Origin of the sequence: Thermus tengchongensis (assembly GCF_021462405.1) — a bacterium.
In the GTDB taxonomy this organism is placed as follows: Bacteria; Deinococcota; Deinococci; order Deinococcales; family Thermaceae; genus Thermus; species Thermus tengchongensis.
Genome location: NZ_JAKEDU010000003.1, coordinates 21,742 through 47,205, shown reverse-complemented (window position 1 = coordinate 47,205; position 25,464 = coordinate 21,742). Strand labels below are relative to the sequence as shown.

The window sequence follows — 25,464 nt, the reverse complement described above, 5'->3', positions numbered from 1 at the left end:
AGAACCTCCTAGAGCAGCTCCCGCAAGCGCTTGGCGGCTTCCCGGGCCAAGGTGGGGGTCTCCTTGCCCAGGTCCTCGCTGGCCTTGGCCTCGGTGGTGAGGGCCTCCTCCCCCAAGAGGCTTCTGGCGAAGGCGGTCTTTCCCGCCCCCACCGGGCCGGCCACCAGGATCTTCAGCGGCTCCATAGGGCCTTCAGGTGGGCGAGGAGCTTCCCCGCCAGGGGGTGGGCCTTGGGCCTGGGGGCCGCCCGCTTCACCGCCCCCAAAAGCTGGAGGCGGTAGAGGTAAAAGCGCACCTGATCCAGGGGAAGCCGCAGGGCCTGGGCCAGCTCCTGGGGGGAAACGCCCCGCTTGAGATAGGGCAGGGCCAAGCGGAAAAAGTCCTTGAAGCGGGGATCCTCGGGAGAGCTTCCCGCCAGCTCAAAGCGGGCCTCCGGGTGAGGCAGGTGGGGCCGGTAGCGATCCAGCTCGTCCTGGAGGGTGATGGTGCTCAGGAGGACCTTCTCCACCGGCCAGCCCAGCCGCACCTTGTGCTTGGGCTTCGCCCCGGGCAGGAACTCAAAGCTCCCCTCCCGGGCCTGGAGGAGGGCCTGCAACGTGGCTTTGGCCGCCATGGGGTCCAGGGGCTTGCCGTTTTGGTCCAAGGAGCGGATGTGGCCCGGCTTCAGATAGATGGTGGTGGGGGGAATACCCTTCAGGTTCCAAATCTCCAAGGCCCCTTCCTTGTGGGCGAGAAGCTGGAGAAGCTCCTCCAGGGGCAGGGAATCGAGGCTTCCGAATAGGGCCATAAACCAAACCTCCTCCAGGCTCCAGCGTAGCCCCTCCTTGTGAAAGGGGTTTGAAAAACTGCTATAATCCCCCCTCGTGCTGGTGCGGCCCGCCCTTCTTTCCACCTGGCCCCCTACGCCCAAGGACCTCTTCGGCGCCGAAGGCCCCCTTGTCCTGGAGGTGGGCTTCGGGGACGGGCGCTTCACCGCGGAGCTGGCCAAAGCCCACCCCGACTGGTGCATCCTGGGGGCGGAGGTTTCCGCCACCAGCGTGCTGAAGGCCCTGAGGCGGATGCGCCGGGAGGGCATTGAGAACGTGCGCCTTTACCAAGGGACAGGCCCCTTCGCCCTCCGAAACCTGGTCCCTCCCAGAAGCCTCCACCTCGCCATCGTGAACTTCCCCGACCCCTGGCCCAAGAAACGGCACCAGGAAAGGCGCCTCCTGCAGGAGCGCTTCTTCCGCAGGCTTTCCACCAGGCTCCAAGAAGGCGGGGCGCTTCTCCTCACCACCGACCACGAGGCCTACTTCCGCTTCGCCCTGGAAGAAGCGGAGCGAACCGGGCTTTACCGGGTGGAGGTGCGCCCTCCCCCGGAAGCCCACCTGCGCACCAAGTACGCCCTGAAGTGGAAGGAGGCAGGGCGGGCCTTTTTCCATGCCGCCTTCGTCAAGGTGGCCGAGGACCCCGAACCCTGGCCCCCCATTAGGAGGTACCCCATGGCCCACGCCCTTTTGGAAGGAACCCTTCCCGAAACCCTCCCCTTGAGCAAGCGGCCCGTCCCCTTCCCCGGAGGGGTAGCGGTGTTTCTGGAGGTGGCCCGGGGGGAGGAAGGCCACTACGTGCTTACCCACGTGGAGGAAGAAGACCTCACCCAGGACCTCCTTCTGGAGGTGCGCCCAAGTGCCCGGGGCATTTACGCGGGGGTATGCCGCTTCGGAAGCCCCCTCATCACCCAGGGGGTCAAGGAAGCGGTGCGGGTCCTGGTGCGGGAGCTGGAGAGGGTGGGCCTCGAGGTGGTCCAGGACCACACCTAGCCCACGCCCTAAAATAGCCCTATGCATGCCCATGTGATCCTGGCCGCGGGGCAGGGGACCAGGATGAAGTCCCGCCTGCCCAAGGTGCTTCATCCCCTTCTCGGCAAGCCCATGCTGGCCTACGCGGTGGAAACCGCCTTAGCCCTGAGCCCGGAGAAACTGGTGGTGGTGGTGGGCCACGGGGGGGAGGAGGTGGCGGCGGCCCTTAGGGACTACCCCGTGGCGGTGGCCTGGCAGAAGGAGCAGCTCGGCACCGCCCACGCCCTCCTGCAGGCGGAGCCTTTCCTCCAGGGCTTCTCCGGTCCCGTGTTGGTCACGCAGGGGGACACCCCCCTCCTGCGCCCGGAGACCCTGAAGGGTCTGCTGGTGAAGGTCCAGGAGGGGGCGGGGATGGCCCTCCTCACCGTGGAGCTTCCTGACCCCACCGGCTACGGCCGCATCCTGCGCCAGGGGGAGGAGGTCTTGGGCAACGTGGAGGAAAAGGACGCTTCCCCTGAGATTAGGGCCATCCGGGAAGTGAACGCCGGGGCCTATGCCTTTGATGGCCTCCTCTTCACGGCCCTCAAGGAGGTGCGCAACGAAAACGCCGCCCGGGAGTACTACCTCCCCGACCTCATCGCCATCTACCGGGCCCACGGGCGGAAGGTGGTGGCGGTGAAGGGGGTGGCGGACGAGGCTTTAGGGGTGAACACCCGGGAGGAGCTGGCCCGGGTGGAGGGGGTGCTCCTTTCTGCCCTCCGCCGGGAGTGGATGCGGAAGGGGGTGCGCATGATCCTGCCGGAGAGCATCTACCTCGAGCCCACGGTGGAGCTCGCCCCCGACGTCACCCTCTGGCCAGGGGTGGTCCTCAAGGGCCAGACCCGCATCGGGGAGGGGGCAGAGGTGGGGCCTTACGCCGTCTTGGAGGATACGGTGCTGGAACCCAGGGCCCGGGTCCTGGCCCACACCGTGGCCCAGGGGGCGGTGATCGGTAGGGGAGCCGACGCCGGGCCCTTCGCCCGGCTCCGCCCGGGGGCGGTCCTCCGGGAGGGGGTCCACGTGGGCAACTTCGTGGAGGTGAAGAACAGCCTCCTCCACCCCGGGGTCAAGGCGGGCCACCTGGCCTACCTGGGGGATGCCGAGGTGGGGGAAGGGGCCAACATCGGGGCCGGGGTCATCACCGCCAACTACGATGGCAAGCGCAAGCACAAGACCCTGATCGGCAAGGGGGCCTTCATCGGCTCCAACGCCGTCTTGGTGGCCCCGGTCAAGGTGGGGGATGGGGCCATGGTGGGGGCGGGGAGCGTGATCACCCACGAGGTGCCGGAGGACGCCCTGGCGGTGGCCCGGGGCCGGCAGCGGAACATAGAGGGCTACGCCCGGCGCAAGCGGGAAGAGGGCTGAGGCCCCTATCCCTACGAAGCCGGGCTGGAGGCCTTGGCGGGAGGATGGGTGGGGGGAGAGCCCAGGGGAATAGGGCGTCAGGGTTCATCCTCCCTTCAGCCCGGGTGCTAAACTGGGGAGTATGAACCTGGGCATGCCGGAAATCCTGGTGATCCTGGTGGTGGCCCTCCTCATCTTCGGGCCCAAGAAGCTCCCCGAGCTGGGCCGCTCCCTGGGCCAGAGCATCCGCGAGTTCAAGCGGGGGGCGCAGGAGATCCGCGAGGAGCTGGAAAAGAGCGTGGACGTTCGCGAGGAGCCGAAGCCTAAGCCCACCCCGGCGGAGGCGGCGCCCGAGAAAGCCGCCCAGGCGGAGGACAAGGCTTGAAGGAAGCCCCCCTGGTCGAACACCTCGAGGAGCTCCGGAGCCGCATCCTCTGGGCCCTCCTCTCCTGGGTGGTGGGCACGGGGGTGGCCTGGAGTTTCAGGGTCCAGCTCCTGGAGTGGCTGAAGCGCCCCTTGGACCTGGCGGCCCAGCAGAACGGCATCCAGGTCAACCTGATCGTTCTGGATATCACCGAACCCTTCTTGGTCTCCCTGAAGGTGGCGGCCTTTGGGGGGTTGGTGCTGGCCTTGCCCTTCATCGTCTACCAGGCTTGGGCCTTCATCGCCCCGGGGCTTTACGAGCACGAGAAGCGCCTAGCGGTGCCCTTCCTCTTGGGCGCGGGCTTCAGCTTTGCCCTGGGAGCGCTTTTTGCCTACTACGGCTTCTTGCCCTTCGCCATTCCCTTCCTCCTGGGCTTTCTTGGGGATGTCATCACCCCCCAGATCTCCATCGGCCGCTACATGGGGCAGGTCCTCATGATGATGGGGGTCATGGGCCTGGTTTTTGAGATGCCGGTGGTGAGCTACTTGCTGGCCCGGCTGGGGATTCTTTCCTCCACCTTCCTGGCCCGCAACTGGCGGATTGCCGTGGTTCTTCTCCTCACCCTGGCGGCGGTCATCACCCCCACGGTGGACGTGGTCTCCCTCTCCATCGTCACCGGGCCGCTTCTGGTCCTTTACTGGATTTCGGTCTTGGTGGCCCGGCTGGCGGAGAGGGCCCGCCCCAAGGAAGAGGCCGCTTGACACCTTGAGGCCTTTCGCCCCATACAATAGCCCATGGACGAGCGCATCCTGGCCTTGAGAAGAGAGGTGGACCGGGTAAACCGGGAGCTTCTGCGCCTGCTTTCCGAGCGGGGGAGGCTGGTGCAGGAGATCGGCCGCATCCAGACCGAGCTCGGTCTGCCCCACTATGACCCCAAGCGGGAGGAGGAGATGCTGGCCTACCTCACCGCGGAAAACCCCGGGCCCTTCCCCCCGGAGACCATAAGGAAGCTCTTCAAGGAGATCTTCAAAGCCAGCCTGGACCTCGAGGAGCGCCAGGACCAGAAGAAGTTCCTCTACTCCCGAAAATACAAGCCCGAGCCCACCCGGGTGCGGGTGAGGGACGTGGTCTTCGGGGAGAAGCCCCTCCTCATCGCCGGGCCCTGCTCCATTGAGTCCGAGGAGCAGATGATGGAAACCGCTCGCTTCCTGGCCGCCAAGGGGGTCAGGGTCTTAAGGGGCGGGGCCTTCAAGCCCAGGACGAGCCCCTACGGCTTCCAGGGCCTGGGGGTGGAGGGCCTGCGGCTTGGCCGCAGGGCGGCGGACGCCTACGGCATGGTCTTCGTCACCGAGGTGATGGACACCCGGGACGTGGAGGTGGTGGCGGAGTACGCGGACATCCTGCAGATTGGGGCCCGCAACATGCAGAACTTCGCCCTCCTCAAGGAGGTGGGCCGCTCGGGCAAGCCCGTCCTCCTCAAGCGGGGGCTTGCCGCCACCATGGAGGAGTGGTTCTACGCCGCCGAGTACATCCTCTCCCAGGGCAACGAAAGGGTCATCCTGGCGGAAAGGGGCATCCGCACCTTTGAGCGCTGGACCCGGAACACCCTGGACCTCTCCGCCGTGGCCCTGGCCAAGCAGGAGACCCACCTGCCGGTGGTGGTGGACGTGACCCATGCCGCCGGGCGCACCGACCTCCTGGCCCCCCTGGCCCGGGCGGCCCTGGCGGTGGGGGCGGACGGGGTGCACGTGGAGGTCCACCCCAACCCCAAGGTGGCCCTTTCCGACAACCAGCAGCAGATGGACTTCGCGCAGTTCACCCGCTTCCTGGAGGCCCTAAAGGACCTCCTGCCCGAGGGCTGATGGGCCTTTTGGATAACCTCCTGAACGCCTTCTTGAAGGCCACGGACCCCAGGCCCCGCTACACCGAGGCCCGCTGCCTCCTCTACAAGAACAGCGTGGGAGGGTGCGACCGCTGCTACGGGGCCTGCCCCCGGGGGGCGGTGCGCCTTGAAGGGTGGCGGGTGGAGCTGGACGAGGTGCTCTGCACGGGGTGCGGCCTCTGCACCGGGGTCTGCCCCGGCATCGCCCTGGAATACCCTTTGGGGGGCCTCCAGGAGGCTCTCATCCGGGGCAAGGGCCAGATCCGCTGCTCCAAGGCCGAGGGCAAGGGGGAGGAGGTGCTTTGCCTCGGCCGCCTGACCCCTGGGCTTCTGGCCGAGGCGGGAAGCCGCTTTGGCAAGGTGGTCCTGGCCCGGGGGGATTGCGCTTCCTGTAGGATTGGCGGCCCTTCCGTGCCCGAGCACCTCCAGCGCATGGCGGAGGAGGCCCGGCGCTACCACCCGGTGGAGGTGGAGGTGATCCAAGGGGAGCTTCCCGGGGAGAAGGTGGGGCGGCGCGAGCTCTTCCAGGCCCTTATGGGCAGCGCCCGGCGCACCGCCGCCGATTTGGTGCCGGAGCTTCCCCTGCCGGAGGAGCCCGAACCCAAGGGCCTTCCCGCGGAGCTTCGCCTGCGCTTCCTGGCGGCAAGCCGTGCGGAGGCGGTGCGCTGGCCCAAAATCCAGGTGGAGGAGGGGTGTACCCTCTGCCCGGTCTGCACCAACGTCTGCCCCACGGAGGCGGTCTACCGGGTGCGGGAGGGGGAGGAGTACGTCCTCCGGCTCAAGGTGGAGGCCTGCACCGGGTGTGGGGCCTGCGTGGAGAGCTGCCCGCCCCAGGTGATCCGCCTCGAGGAGGCCCCCAAGGCGGAGGTGGGGGAGGAGCTGGAGCTTTACCGGGGCAAGCCACCTTGGTACGATCTCTGAGTACCCCATCGTGCGCAAGCCACGAGCGGGCTCCCAAAAGGCCATAGGGCGCCCCCTTTTCCCCGGTGGGGCGGTCCCCGGGCACCGATGCCTGGGTTCTCCTTCGAGCCCAGCAGGGGGCTTTTCGACCGTCCGGGTGGTCGCTTTGAGGTGGCGGCCACCAGCCACCTGAAACTCTCCCAAGGGCTGACCCGCCTCCTCCCCAGCCTGGTGTGGCGGTTTACGCCCTGGCCTTCCACTTCCTGGGGCTGAGCCTCAAATCCATCCCCTTGAGTGGAGCCTACGCCATCAGGGCTGGCCTCGGCACCGCCTTGGCGACGCCGGTGGGGGTCCTCCCGGTGGTGGCAGGGGTGGTCCTCCTCAACTTGAGCGCCAACGCCCACGGGCCGTGAGGCCCTCCGGCCTGGGGTTGGCCTCGAGGCGCCCCCCAGGAGGACGGTAGGGGGTATATTGGGAGAGAGCAGATCATGGACGCTGACGTCCTCGTGGTGGGAGGGGGGCTCGCTGGCCTGGTGGCGGCCACGGAGATCGCCGCCAAGGGGAAACGGGTCTATCTACTGGAGCAGGAGCCCCACTTGGGGGGACAGGCTTACTGGTCCTTCGGAGGGCTTTTCCTGATAAACTCTCCGGAGCAGCGGCGATTGGGCATCCGGGACTCCTTGGAGTTGGCCCGGCAGGACTGGTTCGGGGCCGCGGGGTTCGACAGGGAGGAGGACTACTGGGGCCGGCTGTTCGCCGAGGCCTACCTGGACTTCGCCGCTGGGGAGAAGCGTGCCTGGCTCGCCGCCTTGGGGGTGCGGTTCTTCCCCGTGGTGGGCTGGGCGGAGCGGGGCGGGGGCCTGGCCACCGGGCACGGGAACTCCGTGCCCCGGTTCCACATCGTCTGGGGAACGGGGCCGGGGCTTCTGGCCCCCTTCCTGCGGCGGGTGAGGGAGCTGGAGGAAAAGGGCTTTCTCAAGGTTCTTCTCCGTCACCGGGCCGAGGAGGTGCTGGTGGAGGGTGGGAAGGCGGTGGGGGTGACGGGGGTGGTCCTGGAGCCTGACCCCGTGCCCCGGGGGGCCCCTTCCAGCCGCAGGCCCGTAGGGGAGTTCCGCTACCTGGCTCAAGCGGTGGTCCTGGCCACGGGGGGTCTTGGGGCCAACCTGAATCTGGTGCGCCGCTTTTGGCCGGAGCGCATGGGCAGGCCCCCAGGGAGGATGCTCTCCGGGGTGCCGGACCACGTGGACGGCTCGGGGCTCTTCCTGGCGGAGCGGGCGGGGGCCCGGCTCATCAACCTGGACCGCATGTGGCACTACCCCGAGGGGGTGGAGAACCACACCCCCATTTGGAGCCACCACGGGATCCGCATCCTTCCCGGGCCCTCTGCCCTCTGGCTGGATGCCACCGGGAAAAGGCTTCCCCCGCCCCTCTTCCCGGGGTTTGACGCCCTGGAGACCCTGCGCTACCTCCGAAACACGGGGTGGGACTGGAGCTGGTTCCTTCTGGACCTCAAGACCCTGGCCAAGGAGTTTGCCCTCTCGGGCTCGGAGCAGAACCCGGACCTCACCGGGAAAAGCTGGCTCCAGGTGGTGCGCAACCGCCTCTTCGGCCCCTCGAGGCCGGTGCGGACTTTTTTGCAACGGGGGAAGGACTTTTTGGTGGCGGAGGACCTCTCTGAGCTCATGCGCCAGATGGACGCCCTGGCCCCCGGGGTCCTGGACCCGATGCAGCTGGAACGGGAGGTAAAGGCCCGGGACCGGGAGCTGCTGCACTCCTTTAGCAAGGACGCCCAAATCCTGGCCCTCCGGGGTTTCCGGCATTACCTGGGGGACCGGCTTTTCCGGGTGGCCAAGCCCCATCCCTTTCTGGGCGGTCGGGGCGGGCCCTTGGTAGCGGTGCGCCTCTGGACCCTAACCCGGAAGACCCTGGGGGGCATCCAGACCGACCTCAAGGGCCGGGCCCTCACCCCCAAAGGGGAACCCTTACCTGGCCTCTTTGCCGCCGGGGAGGCCGCGGGGTTCGGCGGCGGGGGCGTCCACGGGTACAAGGCCCTGGAGGGCACCTTCCTAGGGGGGTGTCTCTTCTCCGGCCTCCTGGCGGCCAGGGGAGTGGCCGAAGGGCTAGAATAGCCCCATGCGGCTACACCACGTGGGCATCGCGGTGGAGGACCTGGACGAGGCCAAGGCCCGCTACCTTTCCCTGGGCTTTACCCCTGTGGCCGAAGGGGAGGTGGCAGCCCAGGGGGTGCGGGTGGCCATGCTGCGGGGCGAGGGGGAAACCCTTTTAGAGCTTCTGGCACCCCTGGGCCTTGATACCCCGGTGGGGCGCTTTCTGGAACGGCGGGGCCCCGGGCTCCACCACCTGGCCTTCGCCACGGGGCAGATTGAGGAGGACCTCGCTCGGCTAAAAGCGGAAGGGGCCAAGCTGATTGACGAGGTGCCCCGCCCCGGCTTCGGCGGGCACCGGGTGGCCTTCCTCCACCCCGCCTTCGGGCTCGGGGTGCTTTGGGAGCTGGTGGAGGCGTAGCCGGTGCGCCCCCTGCCCCTCCTCCTGGCCCTGGGGCACATGGGCCTCCTTTGGTGGCTTTCCAGCCAGCCCGCCACCGGGATGGGCCTGCCCCACCCCTGGGACAAGGGGGCCCACTTCCTGGCCTACCTGTTCCTCGGCCTCCTCCTGCGCCTGGGCCTTGGGCGCTTTCTCCCGGCTTTCCTCCTGGCTGCCCTCTACGGGGCGGTGGAGGAGTGGCGCCAGGGCTTCGTCCCGGGCAGGGAGCGGGACCCCTGGGACCTCCTGGCCGACGCCCTGGGGGCCTGGGTAGGGGCTAGGCTGGGGGGTAGATGGGAAGCTCCAGAAGCCTTCCGCCCTTAGCCCCTGCCGCCAGCACGATGGCCTCGGCCACCAGCTCGGGGGCGATCCAGCGGCTGAAGTCGGCCTCGGGCATGGCTTTCCGGTTGGCCTCGGTGTCCAGGGTGCCCATGGGGTAGAGGATGAGGAAGCGCACCCCCTCCACCTCTCCCTGGAGGGAGCGGAGGAGGCTGGCCAAGGCGGTCTTGGCCATGGTGTAAAGGGCCCTTCCCGGCCCCGCCCCCGTCCAGGCGGGCCCGGCGGCGATGGCGGCGAAGAAGCCCTCCCCCCGCCTTTCCATGTAGGGCAAAACCGCCCGGAGGAGGTTGAAGGCGGTGCGCAGGTTCAGGTCCAGCATCCAGTCGTAAAGCCCAGGGTCCGAATCCAGGAAGCGCCCGGCGGCGAAGCCGCCCACGGTATGCACCACCCCGAAAAGGGGAGCTTGCCCCTCCACGAAGCGGGCCAGGGCCTGGGCCTCCTCCAGGCGGGTGAGGTCGGCTACGAAGGTTTTGGCCGCAACCGCCTTGGCCCTTTCCGCCATGCGCTCCTCCCGGGGATCGGAGAGGAAGAGCCGGGCTCCGGCGCGGTGCAGGGCGGGGATCACCGCCCGGGCCAAGGCGCCCCCCGCCCCCGTGACCAAGAAGGCCTTGCCTTGCAGCATGCCTCATTCTACGGGGATGAAGGCCAGGGATTGTGGGGAGAAGCCCAAGGCAAGGCTCTGCACCAGGAGGGGTGGAGAGGGCACCAGGTCGTAGACCTCGAGGCCCGTCCCCTGAACCAGGTAGAGGTAGCCGTCCTGCCCCACCAGGCCGGCGGCGTAGGTTTTGAAGGGCCGCTGGAGGCCCGAGTCCTTGGGGAAGAGGACCTGGAAGCCCGGGCCATAGACTACCCCTCCCCCCACGGGGTCGAGGGCCAGGCGGCTGGGCTGAGGAAAGTCCCACAGCACCTTGCGGCTGGTGAGGGCGTCTCCTTCCAGGGCGTAAAGGCGCACCTCCGTGGCGGTGGCGGCAAGCCCCAAGAGCCTGCCCTGGTTCCGGTCCGCCTGGAGGTCAAAGGGGCCTTGGGAAGGCAAGGGGTCTAGGGGCTTCTCCAGGCTAGGGGTGCCCGTGGGGTTCAGGGCGGGGCGGTAGCCCAGGGCCTGCTGGGTCAGGTAGCCCAGGAGGTCTTGGGATCCTTTGGGGAAGAGGGCCAGGCGCACCCCGGGGGGGAGGCCGGTGAGGTCGGCTGCCTGGGGGGTGCCGGGATCGGGAAGGGTTAAGAGGAAGGCCTGGCCCGCGGCGGGGCAGTGGGCGAGGAGCTGGTTTTGCCCCAGGCGCAGGTAGCCCCCGGTGCAGTCCGCGGGAAGGGGGGCCACGGAAGGGGCTCCCTGGGGCGCGTCGTCCGCCGTGAAGCCCGCGGTGCTGTAGGCCTCCACCCGGTTGGGGAAGAGAAGGTAGAGCCTTTGGAAGGCGTTGCTGTAGGCCAGGTCCTGGAGGCCCGGGGTGCTCCAGGTGGCCACGGGGCTCGCCGTGCCCGCCTGCAGGTCCTGCGCCCGGTAGAAGCGCACCTCGCTCCCGCTTCCCGCCGCCACCAGGGCCGGCAGGGGAGGTTCCTGGCTTCCGGTGCAGGCGGCAAGGAACAGGGCCAAAAGGGGTCCTAAGGCGTACGTGAGCCGTTTGCGGTGCCTCATGGCGCACCTCCCAACCTCACCCCCTCCTCGGAGAGGAGAAGCCCCGCCGCCTGGCCTCCGTAGAGGAAGGCTAAGCCCATGGCGCCCTTTTGGGCGTCTAGGGTAAAGCGCAGGGCCCAGCAGCAGCGGTCCAGGACCAGGAGGAAGCGGGGCTTCAGGGGGGTTCCGGGGAGGTCTTGGGTGAGGAGGGCCGCAAGGTGAAGCTTGGTGTTCTCCCGGCCCAAAAAGGTGAGGGTGGGGCCGAAGTTCCGCAAGGCGAGGCCGTATCCCTCGGGCCGGTCGGGGCGGCGGGCGTAGGTGAGGGCCCCGGAGAAGGCGAGGCCGGGGATGGCCCCTTCCCCTTCCGCACCCGCGGGCACCGGCTTCCAAAGCTCCGCCCCCCCGCTGAAGGTGAGGTCCCGCAGGTACACCCCCGGATCCTCCACCTCGGGCAGGTGCAGGTTGGCGGTGAGGCGGAAGCCCACTTCGGGGAGGGCCTGGACCAAGCCCAGGCGCAGGTTCGTTCCTCGGAGGCCCTCCTGGTATCGGCCGGAGAGGAGGAGGTCCAGAAGGGGCCCCGGGGCCGTCCCCGCCCGGTAGCCCAGGGCGTAGGCCAGGGCCCTGGGGTCCAAGGTGGCCTGCAGGGAGAAGCTTTGCGGGCCCAGGATGGCCTGCCCCTGGAGGGCAAGGGTGTTTTGCTGCCAGTCCCGCCTTCCCTGGAGGGTGTAGGCGGTGGCTCCTTCCCGGAGGGCGTAGGTGAGGTCGGTGGTGAGGGCCCCTTGGCCGTTCAGGTCGTGGCGGTGGGCCAGGTTCAGGCTTCCCCCCGGCAGGGCGTAGCCCGCCTGGAGGAGGAGGGGGTCAAAGAGGGCCTTGGCGTGGTCGTAGCGGAGGCTAGCCCTTAAGGAAAAGGGGTAGGGGGTGAGGCTGCCTTCCAGGCGGGTTTCCAGGGGGCCTTCCCCCTCCAAGCCCCTGCGGTGGGCTAGGGTGAGGGCGTAGCCCTGGTCCTGGAGGGCGGCCTGGGCCTCGAGGGGCAGGTAGCGCCCCACCTCCAGGTCCCTTCCTGCCTTCAGGCTGAGGAGGAGGGGCTTTTCCTGGAAGCCCAGGCTAAGGGTGGCCTGGTGGCTTCGCCGCTGGGGCAAGGCGTCAAAGCGGAAGGGAGTTTCTCCCTCCTGGACGCTTCGCTGGTAGGCGGCCTCGAGGCTTACCCCCCCTAAGGTCTGCCGGAGGCTGACCGCAGTGGTCCAGTCCACCTGCCGCTCGGGCTCCCCATCAGGGTTTTGCGTGGTGTAGTAGAAGCCCCGGAAGCGGTTTTCCGCCCGCAAGCTGGCCCCGGGCCAGGGGGAAAAGGAAAGGCTTTCGCTGTGGGAAAGGAGGGCCCTTCCCACCTCGGCATAGGGCCCCAGGGCCCGGGCGGAGCGGTTTAGGGGGTTGGTCTCCGCCAGGTAGCGGCCCACGGCCAGGCTCGCTTGCACGCTGAAAGGCCCTTCCCGCAACACGGGGCTTTGCACCTCCAGCTCGGGCAGGCGCTGGAGGGTGCGGGGGGGTGGGGTGGCGGGGTCGTGGTCCAAAAAGCCCTCCACCCTCAGGGCGTAGCGCCACTCCCCTGGCGTGGGGGTGCCGGGGAAGAGGCTTTCTAGGCGGAAGCGGGAGAGCTTTTCCCGGGTATCGTCCCGCTCCAGAAGGGCACTCACCGAGAACTCCTGCCGCTTTAGGGCGTACTCCCCCCGGTACTGGAAGGTGTCCGGGGGGGTGTAGAGGAAGAAGTAACGCTCCTTGGCCTCCCCGGTACCCACGTGGTCAAACCCAAACCCGTAGCCCCGGCCCTGATAGTAGGAGAGGAGGGTGAAGCCCAGGCCGAAGTCGGCCACGTAGGGTAAAGCGGCCTTCAGGTAAAAGCCCCCTTCGTCCTGGCCCACCTCAAACCGGGGCCGGCGCTCCGAGAGGAAGAGGAGGAGGACGGGAAGTTCCAGAACGGGTTTCTCCTGCACCAAAACCACCACCCCTCGGGCCACCACCCGGTCCCCCGGGTAGAGGACGATTTCCCGGGCGCGGAAGGCGTAGTCGGGCACCTCCTGGCCGCAGGAGGCGCAAGGGGTGGCGTAGCCCCCTTCCAGGAGGATGGTCCCCGCCACCCGCTGGCAGAGGGGGCCGGTGAGCAGTAGGTCCTTGGCCTCGATGCGCACCTCGAGGGCGTCAAAGCTTTCGTCGGAGAGGTCGATCTGCAGCTCCTCCGCCTCCACCAGCCGGCCCTCCCCGTCCCGGTAGCGCACCCCCTGGGAGAGGAAGAGGAGCCTACGGGTTCGGAAATAAGTGACCCTTCCCGCCTCTAGGGTTTCCCCATCCCGCTCCAGGCGCACGGGGCTCCCCGTGAGCACGTAGACTTCCTCCCCTCCTTCCTGCCTTAGCTCCAGCTTTTCCGCCTCCAGGATCCTCAACACCTTCTCCTGGGCCAGGGCCAGGGAGAAGAAGAGCACGACCGCGGTCAGCCCTAAGGCCGATTTTCGGATAGCTCCAAGCCAGGAGCGGCTCACCTCCGCCCTCCTAGGAAGAGGAGGAGGCCCAGGATCCCGTAGAACAGGTTGGGCCCCCAGGCGGCCAGGATGGGATCCAGGGCGTTCTGCTCCCCCATGATCCGCCCCACGCTCCAGGTGGCGTAGTAGAAGAAGGTGAGGACCGCCACCCCCACAAGGCCCAGGCTCCTTGAGCCCCCCAGGAGGTAGAAGGCCAGGCCCACGGCGAAGAGGGCGAAGACCAGGCTGGCCGCGGGCTCGGCAAAGCGGCGGTAGTAGGTGGTGGCCTCGAGGCCTGCCTTCACCCCCATGGCCTTAAGCCTTTCCACCTCCTGCTTAAGCTCCCTTAGGGTCATGCGGTTGGCGGGGTTCTGCCAGGGCTCAAAGGTGAGGTCCTTAAGGACCAGCTCCCCCTGCTGGAAGCGGGTGAGGGTGCGGGGGCGGTCCCCCTCGTAGGTGATGCGAAGACCTCCCTCTACCCGCAGAACCCCTCCCCCAAAGCTTCCCCGCTCTGCCAAGAGCACCTCTTCTTGGGACAGCACCCGGAGCTTTCCGATCCGGTCCCCCGCCACCTCCCCCACGTAGACCACCCTTCCCTTGGCGTCTTGGAAGGAGGTGCCGGGGCTGAGGAGGGCCCTAGGCCTTTCCAGCACCTGCCGCCGCAGGAGGTCCTGCCCCTGGGCCAGGGCCTTGGGCACCAGGCTTTCCCCCAAAAGGAAGCCCAAAAGGGCCAGAACCCCTCCCAGGGTCAAGAAGGGGAAGAGGACCCGCTCCCGCCGGATGCCCAAAGCGAGAAGGGCTTTCAGCTCCGAGTCCTCGGCCAGGCGGGAGAGGAGGAAGAGGAGGGCGAAGAGGTAGGCCACGGGGGCTCCCCGGACCAGGGCCTCGGGGGTGCGGTAGAAGAGGTAGAGGAGAAGGGTGTAGGGATCCGCGCCCTTGGCCACCAAAGGGGCCAGGACCTCGTAGACCGCCCCCGCCAGGAAGAGGAGGACGATGACCGCAAGCCCCAGGCTGAAGTGGGCCAGGACCTCGCGCAGGAGGTAGCGGTCCAGGGTCTTCATCTAAGCCTCCAGGTGAGGAAGAGGGCCAAAAGCCCGTAAAAGGCGTTGGGGAGGAAGGCCAAAAGGGGGTTCACGTCGTAGCGGGCAAGCTGGGCGCTTAAGGTCCACAGCACGTAGTAGCCGAAGATGAGGAGGACGATGCTTAAGAAGGCCCAGGCAGCCTCCCGGAAGGAAAGCCCCAAGGCCGCCGCCACCAGACCCAAGAAGAAGCCCCCGAGGGCATCCGAAAGCCGGCGGTACAGGGCGAAGCGGGCGCTGGGCTCCACCCGGCTCCTTTCCCAAAGCTCCCTGAGGGTGGTGGAGTCGTAGGGATCGCGGGAGCCCAGGCTTTCCTTGGGGCGGAACTGGGCGGGAAAGGGAAGGGTGCCGGCAAAGGGCTTGGGTTTTCCCCCCTCCAGGACGTATCCCCGGAAGTGCCACCCCTCCTTGTCCCAGACTCCTTCCTGGGCGCTGTAGATCCGGCCCCTTTCGTCCACCACCCGGAGGCCGTAGAGGCGGTTTTGCCCCACCTCGGGCCGCACCTCCTCCGCGTAGTAGACCCCGAGGCCCTCCGCGGCGTAAAGTTGCTTGCGCAACACCCCGCTTAGGCCTCCTTCCCCATAGAGGAGCCGGGCCAGGTGCTGGTCGTAGGCCTCGAGGGCCCGGGGGCGCAGCTCGGCCAGGTTGAGGAGGTTGAAGAGGCTCACCAGAAGGGCCAGAAGGGCTAGGGGTTTCAGAAGGGCCCAGGGGGGCACCCCGGCGGCGTAGGCTGCCTTCAGCTCCGATTGGCGGATGAGGCGGGCCAGGCCCACCAGGATGGCGAAGACCAGGCCCAAGGGAAGGGCCAGGCTTAGGGTCCAGGGCAGGCGGTAGAGGATGAGCTTGGCGATGGCCTCCACGCCGGCTCCCCGGCTTAGGAGCACCCCCGAGAGGCTGGAGAGGAGGTCAAAGGTGAGGAGGGCGGTGAAGAGGAGGACCCCCACCCCGTAGGGAACCAGGACCTCCTTGAGGACATACCGGCCCAGCACCAGGCCGAGTATACGGGTCTAGGATGAGAAACAAGGGCAGGAGGCGGGAGCTCAGTGGGCGATCACGTGGATCACGGGCAGGCCGAAGCGCTCCGCCTGGCTGTGCACGTCCAGGCGGAGCCAGCGGGAAAGCCCCGGGGGCAGGGTGGCCAGGACGATGGCCTGGTACTCCCCGGGATGGGCCATGAGCTCCTCCTCCAGGGCCAGGATGGGGGAGACATCCCCGGGTTTGGCTTCCTCTATGGAAATGCCCTGGGCCTCGAGGGCCGCCTTGGCGGCCTCGGCCTCCTCCTTGGCCCGCCTTTGGATCTCCCCTTCCTCATAGACCCAGCCCGCCGGGGGGACGGCGGGTACCAGAAGGACAAAGCGAGCCTCGGGATCTTGGCTCCGAAGCTCGGCCAGCTTCCTGGCCAACTCGGGGCTTTTGGCCGTGCGATGGGCCACCACCAGATACCGGGCCATGGCCTTTACCTCCTTTGCCTTGCTTCGAGGCTAGCCCCAACTTTCAGGGAGGGCTGGGAGCGAGGTTACATTGTCCTGGCCTGTGCTCTAATACTGATTCTTTCCAGGGAAACTTCAAAGGCTCCCCAGACTCCCTGGCCTTGGGGTCATGAGGAAAGGTGACTGGGAGCCTTATGCCCTGCTGGGGACGGGTTTTCCTGCATACCCCTTTACATACCGGCAAACCGTGGTATAATGAGGGAGTCAAAGGAAAAAGGAAGAAGTTGCCCGCGGGTAGCGGTTTTGTTTTAGGGCACCAGGGCCACCTTGCTGGCCTGGCGTTCGTGGAAGAGGCGGTAGCCCTCGGGGGCCTCCTCGAGGGGCAGGCGGTGGCTGAAGACGAAGCTTCCCCGGAGCCTTCCTGCCCTCTGCAGGGCCAGCACCTCCCCGATCCAGCGGGGGATGTTGGCCAGGGCGCTCCGGAAGGTGATCCCCCGGCTGAAGGCGGAAAGCCAGGGGTAGTCCAGCCTTTCCGCCGTGGGCACCCCCAGGCTGGACACCACCCCCCCGGGCCCCGCCAGGCGCAGGGCCAGGGCCAGGGCCTCCCCCTCCCCGCCCACCGCCTCCACCACCAGATCCGCCCCCAGGCCCTCCGTCTCCCGGCGCACCCGGGCCACGGGGTCTTCCGCCTTGGGGTTTAGGGGCAGGCTCCCCAGGGCCTTGGCCTTCTCCAGGCGGCTTTCCTCGGGGTCGATGGCGAAGACCTGCCCTGCCCCCAAGGCGTGGGCCACCATCTGGGCCATGAGACCCACCGGCCCCGAGCCCACCACGGCCACGCTCATCCCCGGGGAGAGGAAGGGCCTTACCCCCCCGTAGGCGGTGGTGAGGATGTCCCCGGCCAGGATGGCCTCCTCTGCGGGCAGGTCCCCGATGGGGAAGAGGCTTTGGCGGGCGAAGGGCACCCGCACCCTTTGCGCCTGGGCCCCCTGTAGGTTCCCGAGGGCGAGGCCGAAGCCAAAGACGCCTCCCCTAAGGCAGGCGAAGTACTGGCCCCTGCGGCAGGCGGGGCACTCCCCGCAGGCCACCTGGAAGCTCCCCACCACCCGCTCCCCCACGGCGAAGGGCACCAGGGGGCCTTTCTCCACGATGCGCCCCACGAACTCGTGGCCCAAGACCGTGCCCGGCAGGACCCCGGCGATCTTGCCGTGGTAGATGTGCAGATCGGAGCCGCAGATGGCGGCGAGCTCCACCTCTACGATGGCGTCGGTTTCCGCCTCCAGCCGGGGCTCGGGCACCTCCGCCACCGCCACCTGGAAAGGGCCCCCGTACACCACGGCCTTCATGCCACCTCCCGGGCTACCCTAACGAGCTCCTGGGCCGCCTGGGCATAGGGGGCCAAAGCGGCGAGGGAGCCCCGCTTTAGCTCCAGAAACCCCCGCATCAGGGCGGTGAGGGGCTCGAGGCGCCCTTCCAGGACCTCCTGCCAGGTGGCGAGGTCCGCCTCGATCACGAAGTCCGCCTCCACCTCCCCTTCCACCACCTCTACCCCCCGGCAGGCCCCGTGCCAGAGGTCCAGAACCACCGCCACCCCCTGGGGGAGGCCCTGGGAGGGGTCAGGGCGCACCCTCAAGGCCAAGGAGCCCTCCCAGGTGGCGGCCGCCTTCTGGTAGGCCTCGCTGGCGTTGAGCTTCTGGCAGTAAGCCTGGGCCCAGGTTTCGCTAAAAAGCTGCATGGTTTCCTCCTTCACGCCCTTTATACCAAGTATAAGGCTTCCGCGCGAAGGTCCCTTTGCCGACCAAAGCCAGCACCGCCTGTCCAAGGCTTTTTGGGGGGCGTGCTGTGGTGCAACCCTATTAGGCTAGGGGTGTGGTTTACCTCCTGGACCTCTCGGGGGTCTACTGCCACCCGGTGGAGCCCCTTTTGCTTCGCCTTCTCGCTGAGGCCAGCGGCGAGCCCCTGTTCTACCTTTCCCAGGCCTTCTACGACCTTCTGCCCCGGCTCAAGGCCGAGGGGCCGGGGGTGCTGGAGGCCCTCTTCCCCGGGGCGAGCCGGCTCTACCCCAAGGCCTTCCGCCCCCGGGCCTACCCCTTCCCCGAGCCCTTCCACCTGGTCGCCGACCTCCCGCCCCCCGAGGGCTACCAGGCCTTCTTCCACCCGGAAAAGATGGAGGCCTTGGCCCTGGCCCTGGGCGCTTTGGGGCTTGCCCCGGAGGAGGCCCTCTACCTGGACGACAACCCCCTCCTGGTGGCCAAGGCTAGGGCCCTGGGCTTCCGCGCGGAGGTCTTCCGGCCCTAAGTACCCCATCGTGGCTTGCGCCACGACGGGGGCCCCAAAGAGGCCATGGGCACGCCGCTTTGGCCTTGGCCGATGGGGCAACCTTTGCGTGCGGCTACTTAGGGGCGCTCCGGCCAAGGGTGCTTGGGGTAGCGGCGCATGAGCTCCTGGCGCACCTTGGGGTAGTGCCGCTCCCAGAAGCCCTCGAGGTCCTGGGTCACCTGCACCGGCCGCCCCGCGGGGGAGAGGAGGGCCACCGCCACCGGCACCTTCCCCCCAAGCACCTTGGGGGTTTCCCGCAGGCCGAAGGCCTCCTGGACCCGCAGGGCCAGGAGGGGCGGGGCGTCTGGGCGGTACTCCAGGCGCTTCCGCTTCCCCGAGGGCAGGGAAAGGGCCTCAGGGGCGAGCTCCTCTAAGACCCTCCGGGCTTCGCCCAGGAGGGAGAGGAGGATCTCCTTCCAAGGAAGGGCCGCTAGGTCCTCCTTCCGCCTCACCCCTTCCGTCCAGGGGAGGAGCCAGGAGAGGTCTTCCAGGAGGGCTTCCTCGGAAAGCTCCGGCACCGCCACCCCGTGGGCTTTTAGGAAGGCTAGGCGCAGGAGGACCTGCCGGGCCTCCTCGGGGAGGGGAAGCCCCTCCTTCAGGGCCTCCCGCAGGTGGGCCTCCGTGGGAGGGCCGGGGTCCACCGCCACCCGCTCCAGCAGGATGGCCCCGTAGCGCCGCTCCAGGTAGCCCTTGAGCCTTCCCTCCTCCCACCCCGTCCAGGCGGCCACCTCGGCCCGTTCCAGGAGGTCTTCCCGGGCCAGGGGGGCAAAGAGGAGGACGCGGCCCTCCTTGGGGCCCGCCTCCGCCCCCACCGCCACCAGGTAGGGGGGGCCATCCCGCGGGAGGCGGAGGAGGGGCCCCGTGGCCAGGCGGTAGCGCCCGGGGGCCACCCGTTCCGCCGCCCGGTCGGGGTAGGCGGCCAGGAGGAGCCTGCCCACCGCCTCCGGGGCGGGGAGGCTTTTTAGGGGCGCCACCCCTAGCCTTCCCCGCCAGAGGGCGGCGACCCGCTCCACCCCCAAAAAGGCTCCCCGCCCCGCCCGACGGGCCTCGAGGAGCCCGGAAAGCTTCTCCAGGAGGTCGGGCTCCCCCTCCAAGGGGTCCCGCTCCTCCAAAAGGGCCAGGAGGTCGGTGGCCAAAGCGAGGAAGCCCAGGCTTTCCGCCTCCAGGACCATGCGGGCCAGGCGGGGGTGGGTGGGCAGGAGGAGCATCCTCCGCCCCAAGGGGGTGAGGCGCTCCCCCGCCACCGCCCCCAGGAGCCCGAGGAGGTTCCAGGCGGCCTCGAGGGCCCCTTGGGGGGGCGGGGTGGGGAGGGGGAGGGCCTCCAGCCTCTCCCCGAAGGCCAGGGAGAGGAGGAGGGCCCGGGAGAGGTCCGCCTCCAGCACCTCGGGCCTTCCTGGGGGAAAGGGGCCCTCGGGGTAGAGGCGGTAGACCCGCCCCGGCCCCGTGCGCCCGGCCCGCCCCGCCCGTTGCCGGGCGGAGGCCTCGGGGATCCTCACCAGGGCCAGGCGGGTGAGGCCGGTGCGGGGGTCAAAGCGGGGCTTCTTGGCGAGCCCTGTGTCCACCACCCGCCGCACCCCTGGCAGGGTGAGGCTGGTCTCGGCCACGTCCGTGGCCAGGACGATCCTGCGGGGGCCAGGCCGGAGGAGGGCCGCTTGCTCCGAAAGGGGAAGCCCCCCGTGGAGGGGGAAGGCGGGGAGGCCTTCCAAGAGCCTTTGGACCCTTTCTATTTCCCTCTTGCCCGGCAGGAAGACCAAAACATCCCCCTCGCCCTCCAAGAAGGCCTCCCGGGCGTAGCGGGCGGCCAGGGGTTCCAGGGGGCCTTGGGGGGCTTTGGGCAGGTGGAAGACCTCCACCGGGTGGCTCTCCCCTTCCACCTCCAGAACCGCCCCGGAAAAGGCCCGCCTCAGGTCCTCGTCCGGGGTGGCGGTGAGGAGGGCAAGCCTCAGGTCGGGCCGCAGGGTCTCCTGCACCCTGAGGAGGAGGGCCAGGGCCAGGTCGGTTTCCAGGTGGCGCTCGTGGGCCTCGTCCAGGAGGACGGCGGAAACCCCCTCGAGGGCAGGGTCTTCCAAGAGGAGCCTCGTGAGGAGGCCCTCGGTCATGACCAGGAGCCGGGTGGCCCCGCTTTCCTTCCCCTCCAGGCGCACCCGGTAGCCCACGGTTTGGCCCAGGGGCTCCCCCAGGTTCTCCGCCAGCCTGGCCGCCACTGCCCGGGCCGCCACCCGCCGGGGCTCAAAGAGGAGCACCTTTCCGGGAAGGGCCTGGAGCACCCTGAGGGTGAAAAGGGTGCTCTTCCCCGCCCCCGGGGGGGCCACCAGGAGGAGGCGGCCCTCCTGCCTTAGGAGGGCCACCCCTTGGTCCAGCCAGTCGGCCATTTCCCCTCTTTTGGGGCCCCCGCCGTGGCTTGGGCCACGACGGGGTACCTTAGATGTCCAGCTCCGCGTAGCGGGCGTGCTCCTCGATGAACTCCCGCCTGGGGGCCACATCCTGGCCCATGAGCCGTTCGAAGAGCTCGCTGGCCTCGAGGGCGTCCTGGAGCTCCACCCGCTTCAACACCCTTTTCTCCGGGTTCATGGTGGTCTCCCAAAGCTGCTCGGGGTTCATCTCCCCCAGGCCCTTGAAGCGCTGCACCTCGTAGCTTTTGCCTTCCAGCTCCTTCAGGCGGGCGGAAAGCTCCTCGTCGGAGTAGAGGTACTCCACCCGCTTCCCCACCTGCAGGCGGTAGAGGGGAGGCTGGGCGATGTAGACGTAGCCCCTTTCGATAAGGGGGCGCATGTAGCGGTAGAAGAAGGTGAGGAGAAGGGTGCGGATGTGGCTCCCGTCCACGTCGGCATCGGTCATGATGATGATCTTGTGGTAGCGGAGGCCCTCGAGGTCAAAGTGGGCCTCGTCCCCCGTGCCCCCGATCCCCGCCCCGATGGCCGCCACCATGGCCCGCACCTCGGCGTTTTTCAGGGCCTTGGAGAGGCTGGCCTTCTCCACGTTCAGGATCTTGCCCCTAAGGGGCAGGATGGCCTGGAAGCGGCGGTCCCGGCCCTGCTTGGCGCTTCCCCCGGCCGAGTCCCCCTCCACGATGAAAAGCTCCGCTTCCTCGGGGTTTTCCGTCTGGCAGTCGGCGAGCTTCCCGGGAAGGTCGTCGGACTCCAGGGGGTTTTGGCGGCGTACCAGCTCCCGGGCTTTCCTGGCCGCCTCTCGGGCCTGGGCCGCCCGCAGGGCCTTCTCGTAGATAGTCTTGGCGATGCGGGGGTTCTCCTCCAGGATTTCCAGGAACTTCTCGTAGACCACCTGGCTTACAGCGCTTCCCGCCTCGGGGTTTAGAAGCTTCCCCTTGGTCTGCCCCTCAAACTGCGGCTGGGGGAGCTTCACGCTCACCACCGCATAAAGCCCCTCCAGGAGGTCGTCCCCCGTGGGCTGGGGGCCTTTTTCCTTGTTGAGGCCCGCCTTTTTGGCGTACTGGTTCAGGGCGCGGCTGTAGGCGCTCTTGAAGGCGGTGAGGTGGGTGCCCCCGTCCCGGGTGGGGATCATGTTGGCGTAGGTGAGGATCTCGGCGTTGTACCCCTTGGTGTGGATGAGGCCCACCTCCACCTCCACGTCCCCGTCCTGGCCCCGGAGGAGGAAGGGCCGCTCGTAGAGGAGCTCCTCCCCTTCCGCCAGGGCCTTGGCGAAGGAGGCCACGCCCCCTTTGTCCAGGAAGACCTCCTCCCGCCCGTGCTGGAGGTCTTTAAAGAGGAGCTTGAGCCCCGCCACCAGGTAGCTCACCTCCCGCAGGCGGGCCCTGATCTTGCTGGGGTCAAAGGTTTGGTTGCCGAAGATCAGGGGGTCGGGTTTGAAGGTGACCCGGGTGCCGGTCTTGCCCTTGGGAGCGGGCCCCACCACGGAGAGGGGTTCGGTGACCTCGCCCCGGCTGAAGGCGATGCGGTGGTGCTTGCCCTCCCGGAAGACCTCCACCACCGTCCACTCGGAGAGGGCGTTCACCACGCTGGCCCCCACCCCGTGCAGGCCCCCGGAAACCTTGTAGGCCCCGCTCTCAAACTTGCCTCCTGAGTGCAAGGTGGTGTAGATGACCTCCACCGCGGGCTTCCCCTCCTCGGGCATGAGGTCCACGGGGATGCCCCGGCCGTTGTCCTCCACGCTGAGGGAGCCGTCCGCGTGCAGGGTGGTGACGATCTCCGTGGCGTAGCCCGCCAGGGCCTCGTCCACGGCGTTGTCCAGGATCTCCTTGAAGAGGTGGTGGTACCCCTCCACCCCCGTGCCGCCGATGTACATGGCCGGGCGGTGGCGCACCCCTTCCAGCCCCTTGAGCACCTTAATGGCGGATGCGTCGTAGCTCACCCCTTCAGTATAGCACAGGCTGCCGAGGCCCGTTTTTCCCTTGAGAAAGGGGCCTGAGGCTCAGCAAGCTCCCTAGGTTTACAGGAGCCAGTATAAGAAATGCTTGCCCCGAAGGGCCCGCAATGCCCTCCAGGTATAGAGGGGCAAGAGGCTCCCATGGCGGCCTGGGCTCCAAGGGGGTGGGGCCTCCCCGGTATCATGCCCTCATGCCGGCGCTGGTCTTCCTGCACGCCCTCTTGGGCTTGGTCCTCCTCCTGGCGGTGCCCGCCTTGGCCCTTTGGGGCCTCCTGGGCTTTTCCCGGCCCCTCCCCGCCCGCTTCTACGCCCTGTTGCGGGGGGCGGCCTGGGTGGCCATCCTCCAGGTGGCCCTGGGCTTTCTCCTCTTTTTCCTGGGGCTCAGGCCCAAGGACGGCCTCCACCTCCTCTACGGCCTCCTCCTGGCGGCAGGGCTCCACTACCTGGGGGGCCTCGAGCCCGGGGGCTGGTTCCACCGGGGGCTGAAAGACCCCCCCAAGCGCCCCGAGGTCTTCGTGGCCCTGGGCCTCCTCTTCGCCGTGGGGCTGGTGCTCCGCGCCTACTTCACCGGGCGCTGACGAGGCCTTTGGGCAGGGGCAGGCGCTCCAGCATGGGCCGGGTGAGGTGGGGCACCACCTCCCGGTAGAGGCCCCGGTAGTAGGCCTGGATCTCGGGCCCGTTCAGGTAGGCCACCAGGGCCTCCGGGTCCAGGCGCACCCCCTCCTTGGGGAGGAGGTGGAACTCCTCCCGCCAAGGGTAAGCCCGCCCGTCCCAGGCGGCCACCACCCGGTAGTGGCGGGTGTGGCCCACCACCAGGTGGGGGGTGGCGTAGAAGGGCTTGAGGAGGCCTGCGGCCTCCTTGGGAAAGTAGAGGCCGGAGTGGGGGGTTTCGTAGTCCACCTCCCCCGGCAGGAGGTTCCTCCCGGTGAGGACGGGCACCAGGCCGGGGCCTGGCCGGGTTTGGGTCAGGGGGTGGGCCTTGACCTCCGGGCTCCTGGCGGCGAAGCGGATGCGGAAGACCTCCCCCAAGGGGAGGCCTTCCCCCTCCAGGGCCAGGGCCTCCCGGTGGGGAAAGCGCACCATTTCCCCCTGCCAGGCGGGTTCTTCCAGGAGGAGAAGGGGGGGATGGCCCTGCCCCAGGGCTTCGGCGTCGTAGAGGCGAAGCCCCTTTCCTCCTTTGCGGAAGCGCAGGACCGCGGCCCGCACCTTGAGCCCGGGAAAGGCCCGGCCCAGGTAGAAGACCTCCAAAGCCCCTTCCCGGGCCAGGAAGGCCCGGAGCCTTTGGAACTCCTCCAGGACCATCCAGCCCGCGGGGACCACGTAGACCAGGAGCCCGCCAGGTTTGAGGAGGCGCACCCCCTTCTCCAGGAAGGCCCCGTAGAGGTTGTACCGCCCCCACCAGGTGGCGAAGCGCTCCCGGTAGGCCTTGCGGCGCTCGGGGGAAAGCCTTGCCCCCGCCCCCAGGGCCCCGTAGGGGGGGTTGCCCAAAATGAGGTCGAAGGCTTCCCCCGGCTCCCAAAGGAGGAAGTCCGCCCGCACCCCATTGGCCCAGGGGGGAAGGTCCAGGGCCAGAGGGTCCACCTCTACCCCCAGGAAGCGGTAGCCGGTGCCGTGGGCCTCCCGGAAGGCCCGGAGGAAGGGCCCGTGGGCGCAGGCGGGTTCCAGCACCCGCCCCCCTTTGGGGGCCTCGGCCAGGCCCACCATAAAGTCCACCAGGGCCTTGGGGGTGGGCACCTGGCCCAGGCTCCGGTGGGAGGCGGCAAGGGGAGGGCCAGCCATCTAGCGGATGACGCCCAGCTTCCTGCCCACCTTCTGGTAGGCCTCGAGGGCCCGGTCCAGCATCTCCTCCGTGTGGGCGGCGGTGACGATGTTGCGGATCCTGGCCTTGCCCCGGGGCACCGTGGGGAAGCCGATGCCCACGGCGAAGACCCCCTCTTCCAGGAGGAGGCGGCTGGCTTCAAAGGCCAAGGGGGCCTCCCCGAAGAGTACCGGGGTGATGGGGGTCTGGCTCCCCAGGGTGTCGTAGCCCATCCGGGCAAGCTCCTGCTTGAAGTAGCGGGTGTTGGCCCAAAGGCGCTCCACCCGCTCGGGTTCCTTCTGGATGAGCTCCAGGGCCCCTAGGAGGGCCCCCACCACCGCCGGGGGATGGCTGGTGGAGAAGAGGAAGGGCCTCGCCTTGTTGACGAGGAGGTCCTTGAGCTCTAGGGCCCCGGCGGCGTACCCCCCCACCACCGCCCAGGCCTTGGAGAGGGTGGCCACCTGGATGACGTCGGGGTCGGCGTGGAAGCCAAAGTGGTGCACCGTGCCCTTGCCCATCTCCCCCAGGACCCCGCTCCCGTGGGCGTCGTCCACGTAGACCACCGCCCCGTAGCGCTTGGCCAGGGGCACGATCCGGTCCAGGGGGGCGATGTCCCCGTCCATGGAGAAGACCCCGTCGGTGACGATGAGCTTGAGGCCATCGGTGTCGTGGGCCTTCAGGAGCTCTTCCAGGTGGTCCACATCCGCGTGGCGGTAGACCAGACGGGTGGCCTTGGTGAGGCGGAGGCCGTCGATGATGCTGGCGTGGTTGAGCTCGTCGGAGAAGACCAGGTCCCCCTCCTGGAGAAGCGCCCCCAGCACCCCTTGGTTGGCGGTGAAGCCGGACTGGAAGACCAGGGCGCTTTCCGTGCCCTTGAAGCGGGCTAAGGCCTCCTCCAGCTCCAGGTGGTAGGTGAAGGTGCCGGCGATGGTGCGCACCGCCCCGCTTCCTGCCCCCCAGCGCTCCAGGTACTGGCGGGCCTTCTCCTTCAGGTAGGGGTGGTTGGCGAAGCCCAGGTAGTTGTTGGAGGCGAGGTTCACCACTTCCCGTCCCTCCACCCGGGTCACGGGCTCCTGGGGGGCCTCGAGGACCCTGGGGCGGATGTAAAGCCCCTCTCCCCGTAGCCGCTCCAGCTCGCTTTCCACGCGGGCGCGCAAGGACACGCTCATGGCCCTATCTAAACCCCGG

At 68.6% G+C, this 25,464-nt stretch carries 26 protein-coding genes; 12 read left to right on the top strand and 14 right to left on the bottom strand.

Annotated elements, in window-relative coordinates; all coding sequences use genetic code 11:
• Positions 1 to 8: 8 nt before the first annotated feature.
• On the bottom strand, positions 9 to 185 hold the full coding sequence (locus L1087_RS04780; RefSeq protein WP_234557881.1) for a hypothetical protein: 177 nt from the start codon (positions 183 to 185) through the stop codon (positions 9 to 11).
• Positions 173 to 787, bottom strand: a complete 615-nt coding sequence (locus tag L1087_RS04775) for a DUF4388 domain-containing protein (protein WP_051906161.1) — start codon at positions 785 to 787, stop codon at positions 173 to 175. Before L1087_RS04775 ends, L1087_RS04780 begins: the two co-directional genes overlap by 13 nt.
• A 76-nt stretch (positions 788 to 863) precedes the next feature.
• On the opposite strand from L1087_RS04775, the gene trmB reads away from it, so the two are divergent.
• The 10 genes from trmB (at position 864) to L1087_RS04725 (ending at position 9,175) form a co-directional block, all read left to right on the top strand.
• Positions 864 to 1,799: a tRNA (guanosine(46)-N7)-methyltransferase TrmB gene (trmB, locus tag L1087_RS04770; protein ID WP_234557880.1), complete on the top strand. Its 936-nt coding sequence runs from the start codon at positions 864 to 866 to the stop codon at positions 1,797 to 1,799.
• A gap of 21 nt (positions 1,800 to 1,820) precedes the next feature.
• Positions 1,821 to 3,182: a bifunctional UDP-N-acetylglucosamine diphosphorylase/glucosamine-1-phosphate N-acetyltransferase GlmU gene (gene glmU, locus L1087_RS04765; protein ID WP_234557879.1), complete on the top strand. Its 1,362-nt coding sequence runs from the start codon at positions 1,821 to 1,823 to the stop codon at positions 3,180 to 3,182.
• A 121-nt stretch (positions 3,183 to 3,303) separates the two neighbouring features.
• Positions 3,304 to 3,546 (top strand): TatA/E family twin arginine-targeting protein translocase, encoded by a 243-nt coding sequence (locus L1087_RS04760; protein WP_038048152.1) that lies wholly within the window; start codon positions 3,304 to 3,306, stop codon positions 3,544 to 3,546.
• The gene (tatC, locus tag L1087_RS04755; RefSeq protein WP_234553524.1) at positions 3,543 to 4,286 is read left to right on the top strand and encodes a twin-arginine translocase subunit TatC; all 744 of its coding nucleotides are present in this window, start codon (positions 3,543 to 3,545) and stop codon (positions 4,284 to 4,286) included. The genes L1087_RS04760 and tatC overlap by 4 nt, the downstream gene beginning before the upstream one ends.
• Before the next feature lie 33 nt (positions 4,287 to 4,319).
• Positions 4,320 to 5,387, top strand: a complete 1,068-nt coding sequence (locus tag L1087_RS04750) for a bifunctional 3-deoxy-7-phosphoheptulonate synthase/chorismate mutase (RefSeq protein WP_234557878.1) — start codon at positions 4,320 to 4,322, stop codon at positions 5,385 to 5,387.
• Entirely contained in the window at positions 5,387 to 6,328 is a 942-nt protein-coding gene (locus tag L1087_RS04745; RefSeq protein WP_234557877.1) for a 4Fe-4S dicluster domain-containing protein, read from the top strand. Before L1087_RS04750 ends, L1087_RS04745 begins: the two co-directional genes overlap by 1 nt.
• Before the next feature lie 212 nt (positions 6,329 to 6,540).
• The gene (locus L1087_RS13290; RefSeq protein WP_051906162.1) at positions 6,541 to 6,720 is read left to right on the top strand and encodes an SMR family transporter; all 180 of its coding nucleotides are present in this window, start codon (positions 6,541 to 6,543) and stop codon (positions 6,718 to 6,720) included.
• Between the two features lie 75 nt (positions 6,721 to 6,795).
• Positions 6,796 to 8,436 (top strand): FAD-binding dehydrogenase, encoded by a 1,641-nt coding sequence (locus L1087_RS04735; protein ID WP_234557876.1) that lies wholly within the window; start codon positions 6,796 to 6,798, stop codon positions 8,434 to 8,436.
• 4 nt (positions 8,437 to 8,440) lie between these two features.
• Positions 8,441 to 8,833, top strand: a complete 393-nt coding sequence (gene mce / locus L1087_RS04730) for a methylmalonyl-CoA epimerase (protein ID WP_234557874.1) — start codon at positions 8,441 to 8,443, stop codon at positions 8,831 to 8,833.
• Between the two features lie 3 nt (positions 8,834 to 8,836).
• Positions 8,837 to 9,175: a VanZ family protein gene (locus L1087_RS04725; RefSeq protein ID WP_234557873.1), complete on the top strand. Its 339-nt coding sequence runs from the start codon at positions 8,837 to 8,839 to the stop codon at positions 9,173 to 9,175.
• Here the strand turns inward: L1087_RS04725 and L1087_RS04720 are convergent.
• The 8 genes from L1087_RS04720 to L1087_RS04685 all read right to left on the bottom strand — a co-directional run bounded on the left by L1087_RS04720 (position 9,129) and on the right by L1087_RS04685 (position 17,550).
• A complete protein-coding gene (locus L1087_RS04720; RefSeq protein ID WP_234557872.1) occupies positions 9,129 to 9,812 on the bottom strand; it encodes an SDR family NAD(P)-dependent oxidoreductase in 684 nt (227 codons plus the stop codon). The two genes, L1087_RS04725 and L1087_RS04720, sit on opposite strands and share 47 nt — an antisense overlap.
• A gap of 3 nt (positions 9,813 to 9,815) precedes the next feature.
• The gene (locus tag L1087_RS04715) at positions 9,816 to 10,820 is read right to left on the bottom strand and encodes a hypothetical protein (protein ID WP_234557871.1); all 1,005 of its coding nucleotides are present in this window, start codon (positions 10,818 to 10,820) and stop codon (positions 9,816 to 9,818) included.
• Entirely contained in the window at positions 10,817 to 13,330 is a 2,514-nt protein-coding gene (locus L1087_RS04710) for an LPS-assembly protein LptD (protein WP_234557870.1), read from the bottom strand. Before L1087_RS04710 ends, L1087_RS04715 begins: the two co-directional genes overlap by 4 nt.
• Positions 13,327 to 14,370, bottom strand: a complete 1,044-nt coding sequence (locus L1087_RS04705) for an LptF/LptG family permease (protein WP_234557869.1) — start codon at positions 14,368 to 14,370, stop codon at positions 13,327 to 13,329. The genes L1087_RS04710 and L1087_RS04705 overlap by 4 nt, the downstream gene beginning before the upstream one ends.
• The gene (locus L1087_RS04700; protein WP_234557868.1) at positions 14,367 to 15,377 is read right to left on the bottom strand and encodes an LptF/LptG family permease; all 1,011 of its coding nucleotides are present in this window, start codon (positions 15,375 to 15,377) and stop codon (positions 14,367 to 14,369) included. The genes L1087_RS04705 and L1087_RS04700 overlap by 4 nt, the downstream gene beginning before the upstream one ends.
• 51 nt (positions 15,378 to 15,428) lie before the next feature.
• Positions 15,429 to 15,839: a hypothetical protein gene (locus tag L1087_RS04695; protein WP_234557867.1), complete on the bottom strand. Its 411-nt coding sequence runs from the start codon at positions 15,837 to 15,839 to the stop codon at positions 15,429 to 15,431.
• A 287-nt stretch (positions 15,840 to 16,126) separates the two neighbouring features.
• Complete coding sequence (locus L1087_RS04690; RefSeq protein ID WP_234557866.1) at positions 16,127 to 17,161, bottom strand: alcohol dehydrogenase family protein; 1,035 nt, start codon at positions 17,159 to 17,161, stop codon at positions 16,127 to 16,129.
• Entirely contained in the window at positions 17,158 to 17,550 is a 393-nt protein-coding gene (locus tag L1087_RS04685; RefSeq protein WP_135259351.1) for an SCP2 sterol-binding domain-containing protein, read from the bottom strand. The genes L1087_RS04690 and L1087_RS04685 overlap by 4 nt, the downstream gene beginning before the upstream one ends.
• 134 nt (positions 17,551 to 17,684) lie before the next feature.
• On the opposite strand from L1087_RS04685, the gene L1087_RS04680 reads away from it, so the two are divergent.
• Entirely contained in the window at positions 17,685 to 18,113 is a 429-nt protein-coding gene (locus L1087_RS04680) for a hypothetical protein (protein ID WP_135259352.1), read from the top strand.
• Positions 18,114 to 18,211: 98 nt separating this feature from the next.
• Here the strand turns inward: L1087_RS04680 and hrpB are convergent, their stop codons facing one another.
• Together hrpB and L1087_RS04670 are read right to left on the bottom strand one after the other, a co-directional pair.
• Complete coding sequence (gene hrpB / locus L1087_RS04675; RefSeq protein ID WP_234557865.1) at positions 18,212 to 20,506, bottom strand: ATP-dependent helicase HrpB; 2,295 nt, start codon at positions 20,504 to 20,506, stop codon at positions 18,212 to 18,214.
• A 49-nt stretch (positions 20,507 to 20,555) separates the two neighbouring features.
• Positions 20,556 to 22,463 (bottom strand): DNA topoisomerase subunit B, encoded by a 1,908-nt coding sequence (locus L1087_RS04670; RefSeq protein ID WP_135259354.1) that lies wholly within the window; start codon positions 22,461 to 22,463, stop codon positions 20,556 to 20,558.
• A gap of 206 nt (positions 22,464 to 22,669) precedes the next feature.
• Here L1087_RS04670 and L1087_RS04665 point away from each other — a divergent pair, with 206 nt between their 5' ends.
• On the top strand, positions 22,670 to 23,056 hold the full coding sequence (locus L1087_RS04665) for a hypothetical protein (protein WP_234557864.1): 387 nt from the start codon (positions 22,670 to 22,672) through the stop codon (positions 23,054 to 23,056).
• On the opposite strand, the gene L1087_RS04660 is transcribed toward L1087_RS04665, so the two are convergent.
• A complete protein-coding gene (locus L1087_RS04660; protein ID WP_234557862.1) occupies positions 23,043 to 24,257 on the bottom strand; it encodes a TaqI-like C-terminal specificity domain-containing protein in 1,215 nt (404 codons plus the stop codon). The genes L1087_RS04665 and L1087_RS04660 overlap by 14 nt on opposite strands.
• On the bottom strand, positions 24,258 to 25,445 hold the full coding sequence (locus tag L1087_RS04655) for a glycine C-acetyltransferase (protein ID WP_234557860.1): 1,188 nt from the start codon (positions 25,443 to 25,445) through the stop codon (positions 24,258 to 24,260).
• Positions 25,446 to 25,464: the final 19 nt, after the last annotated feature.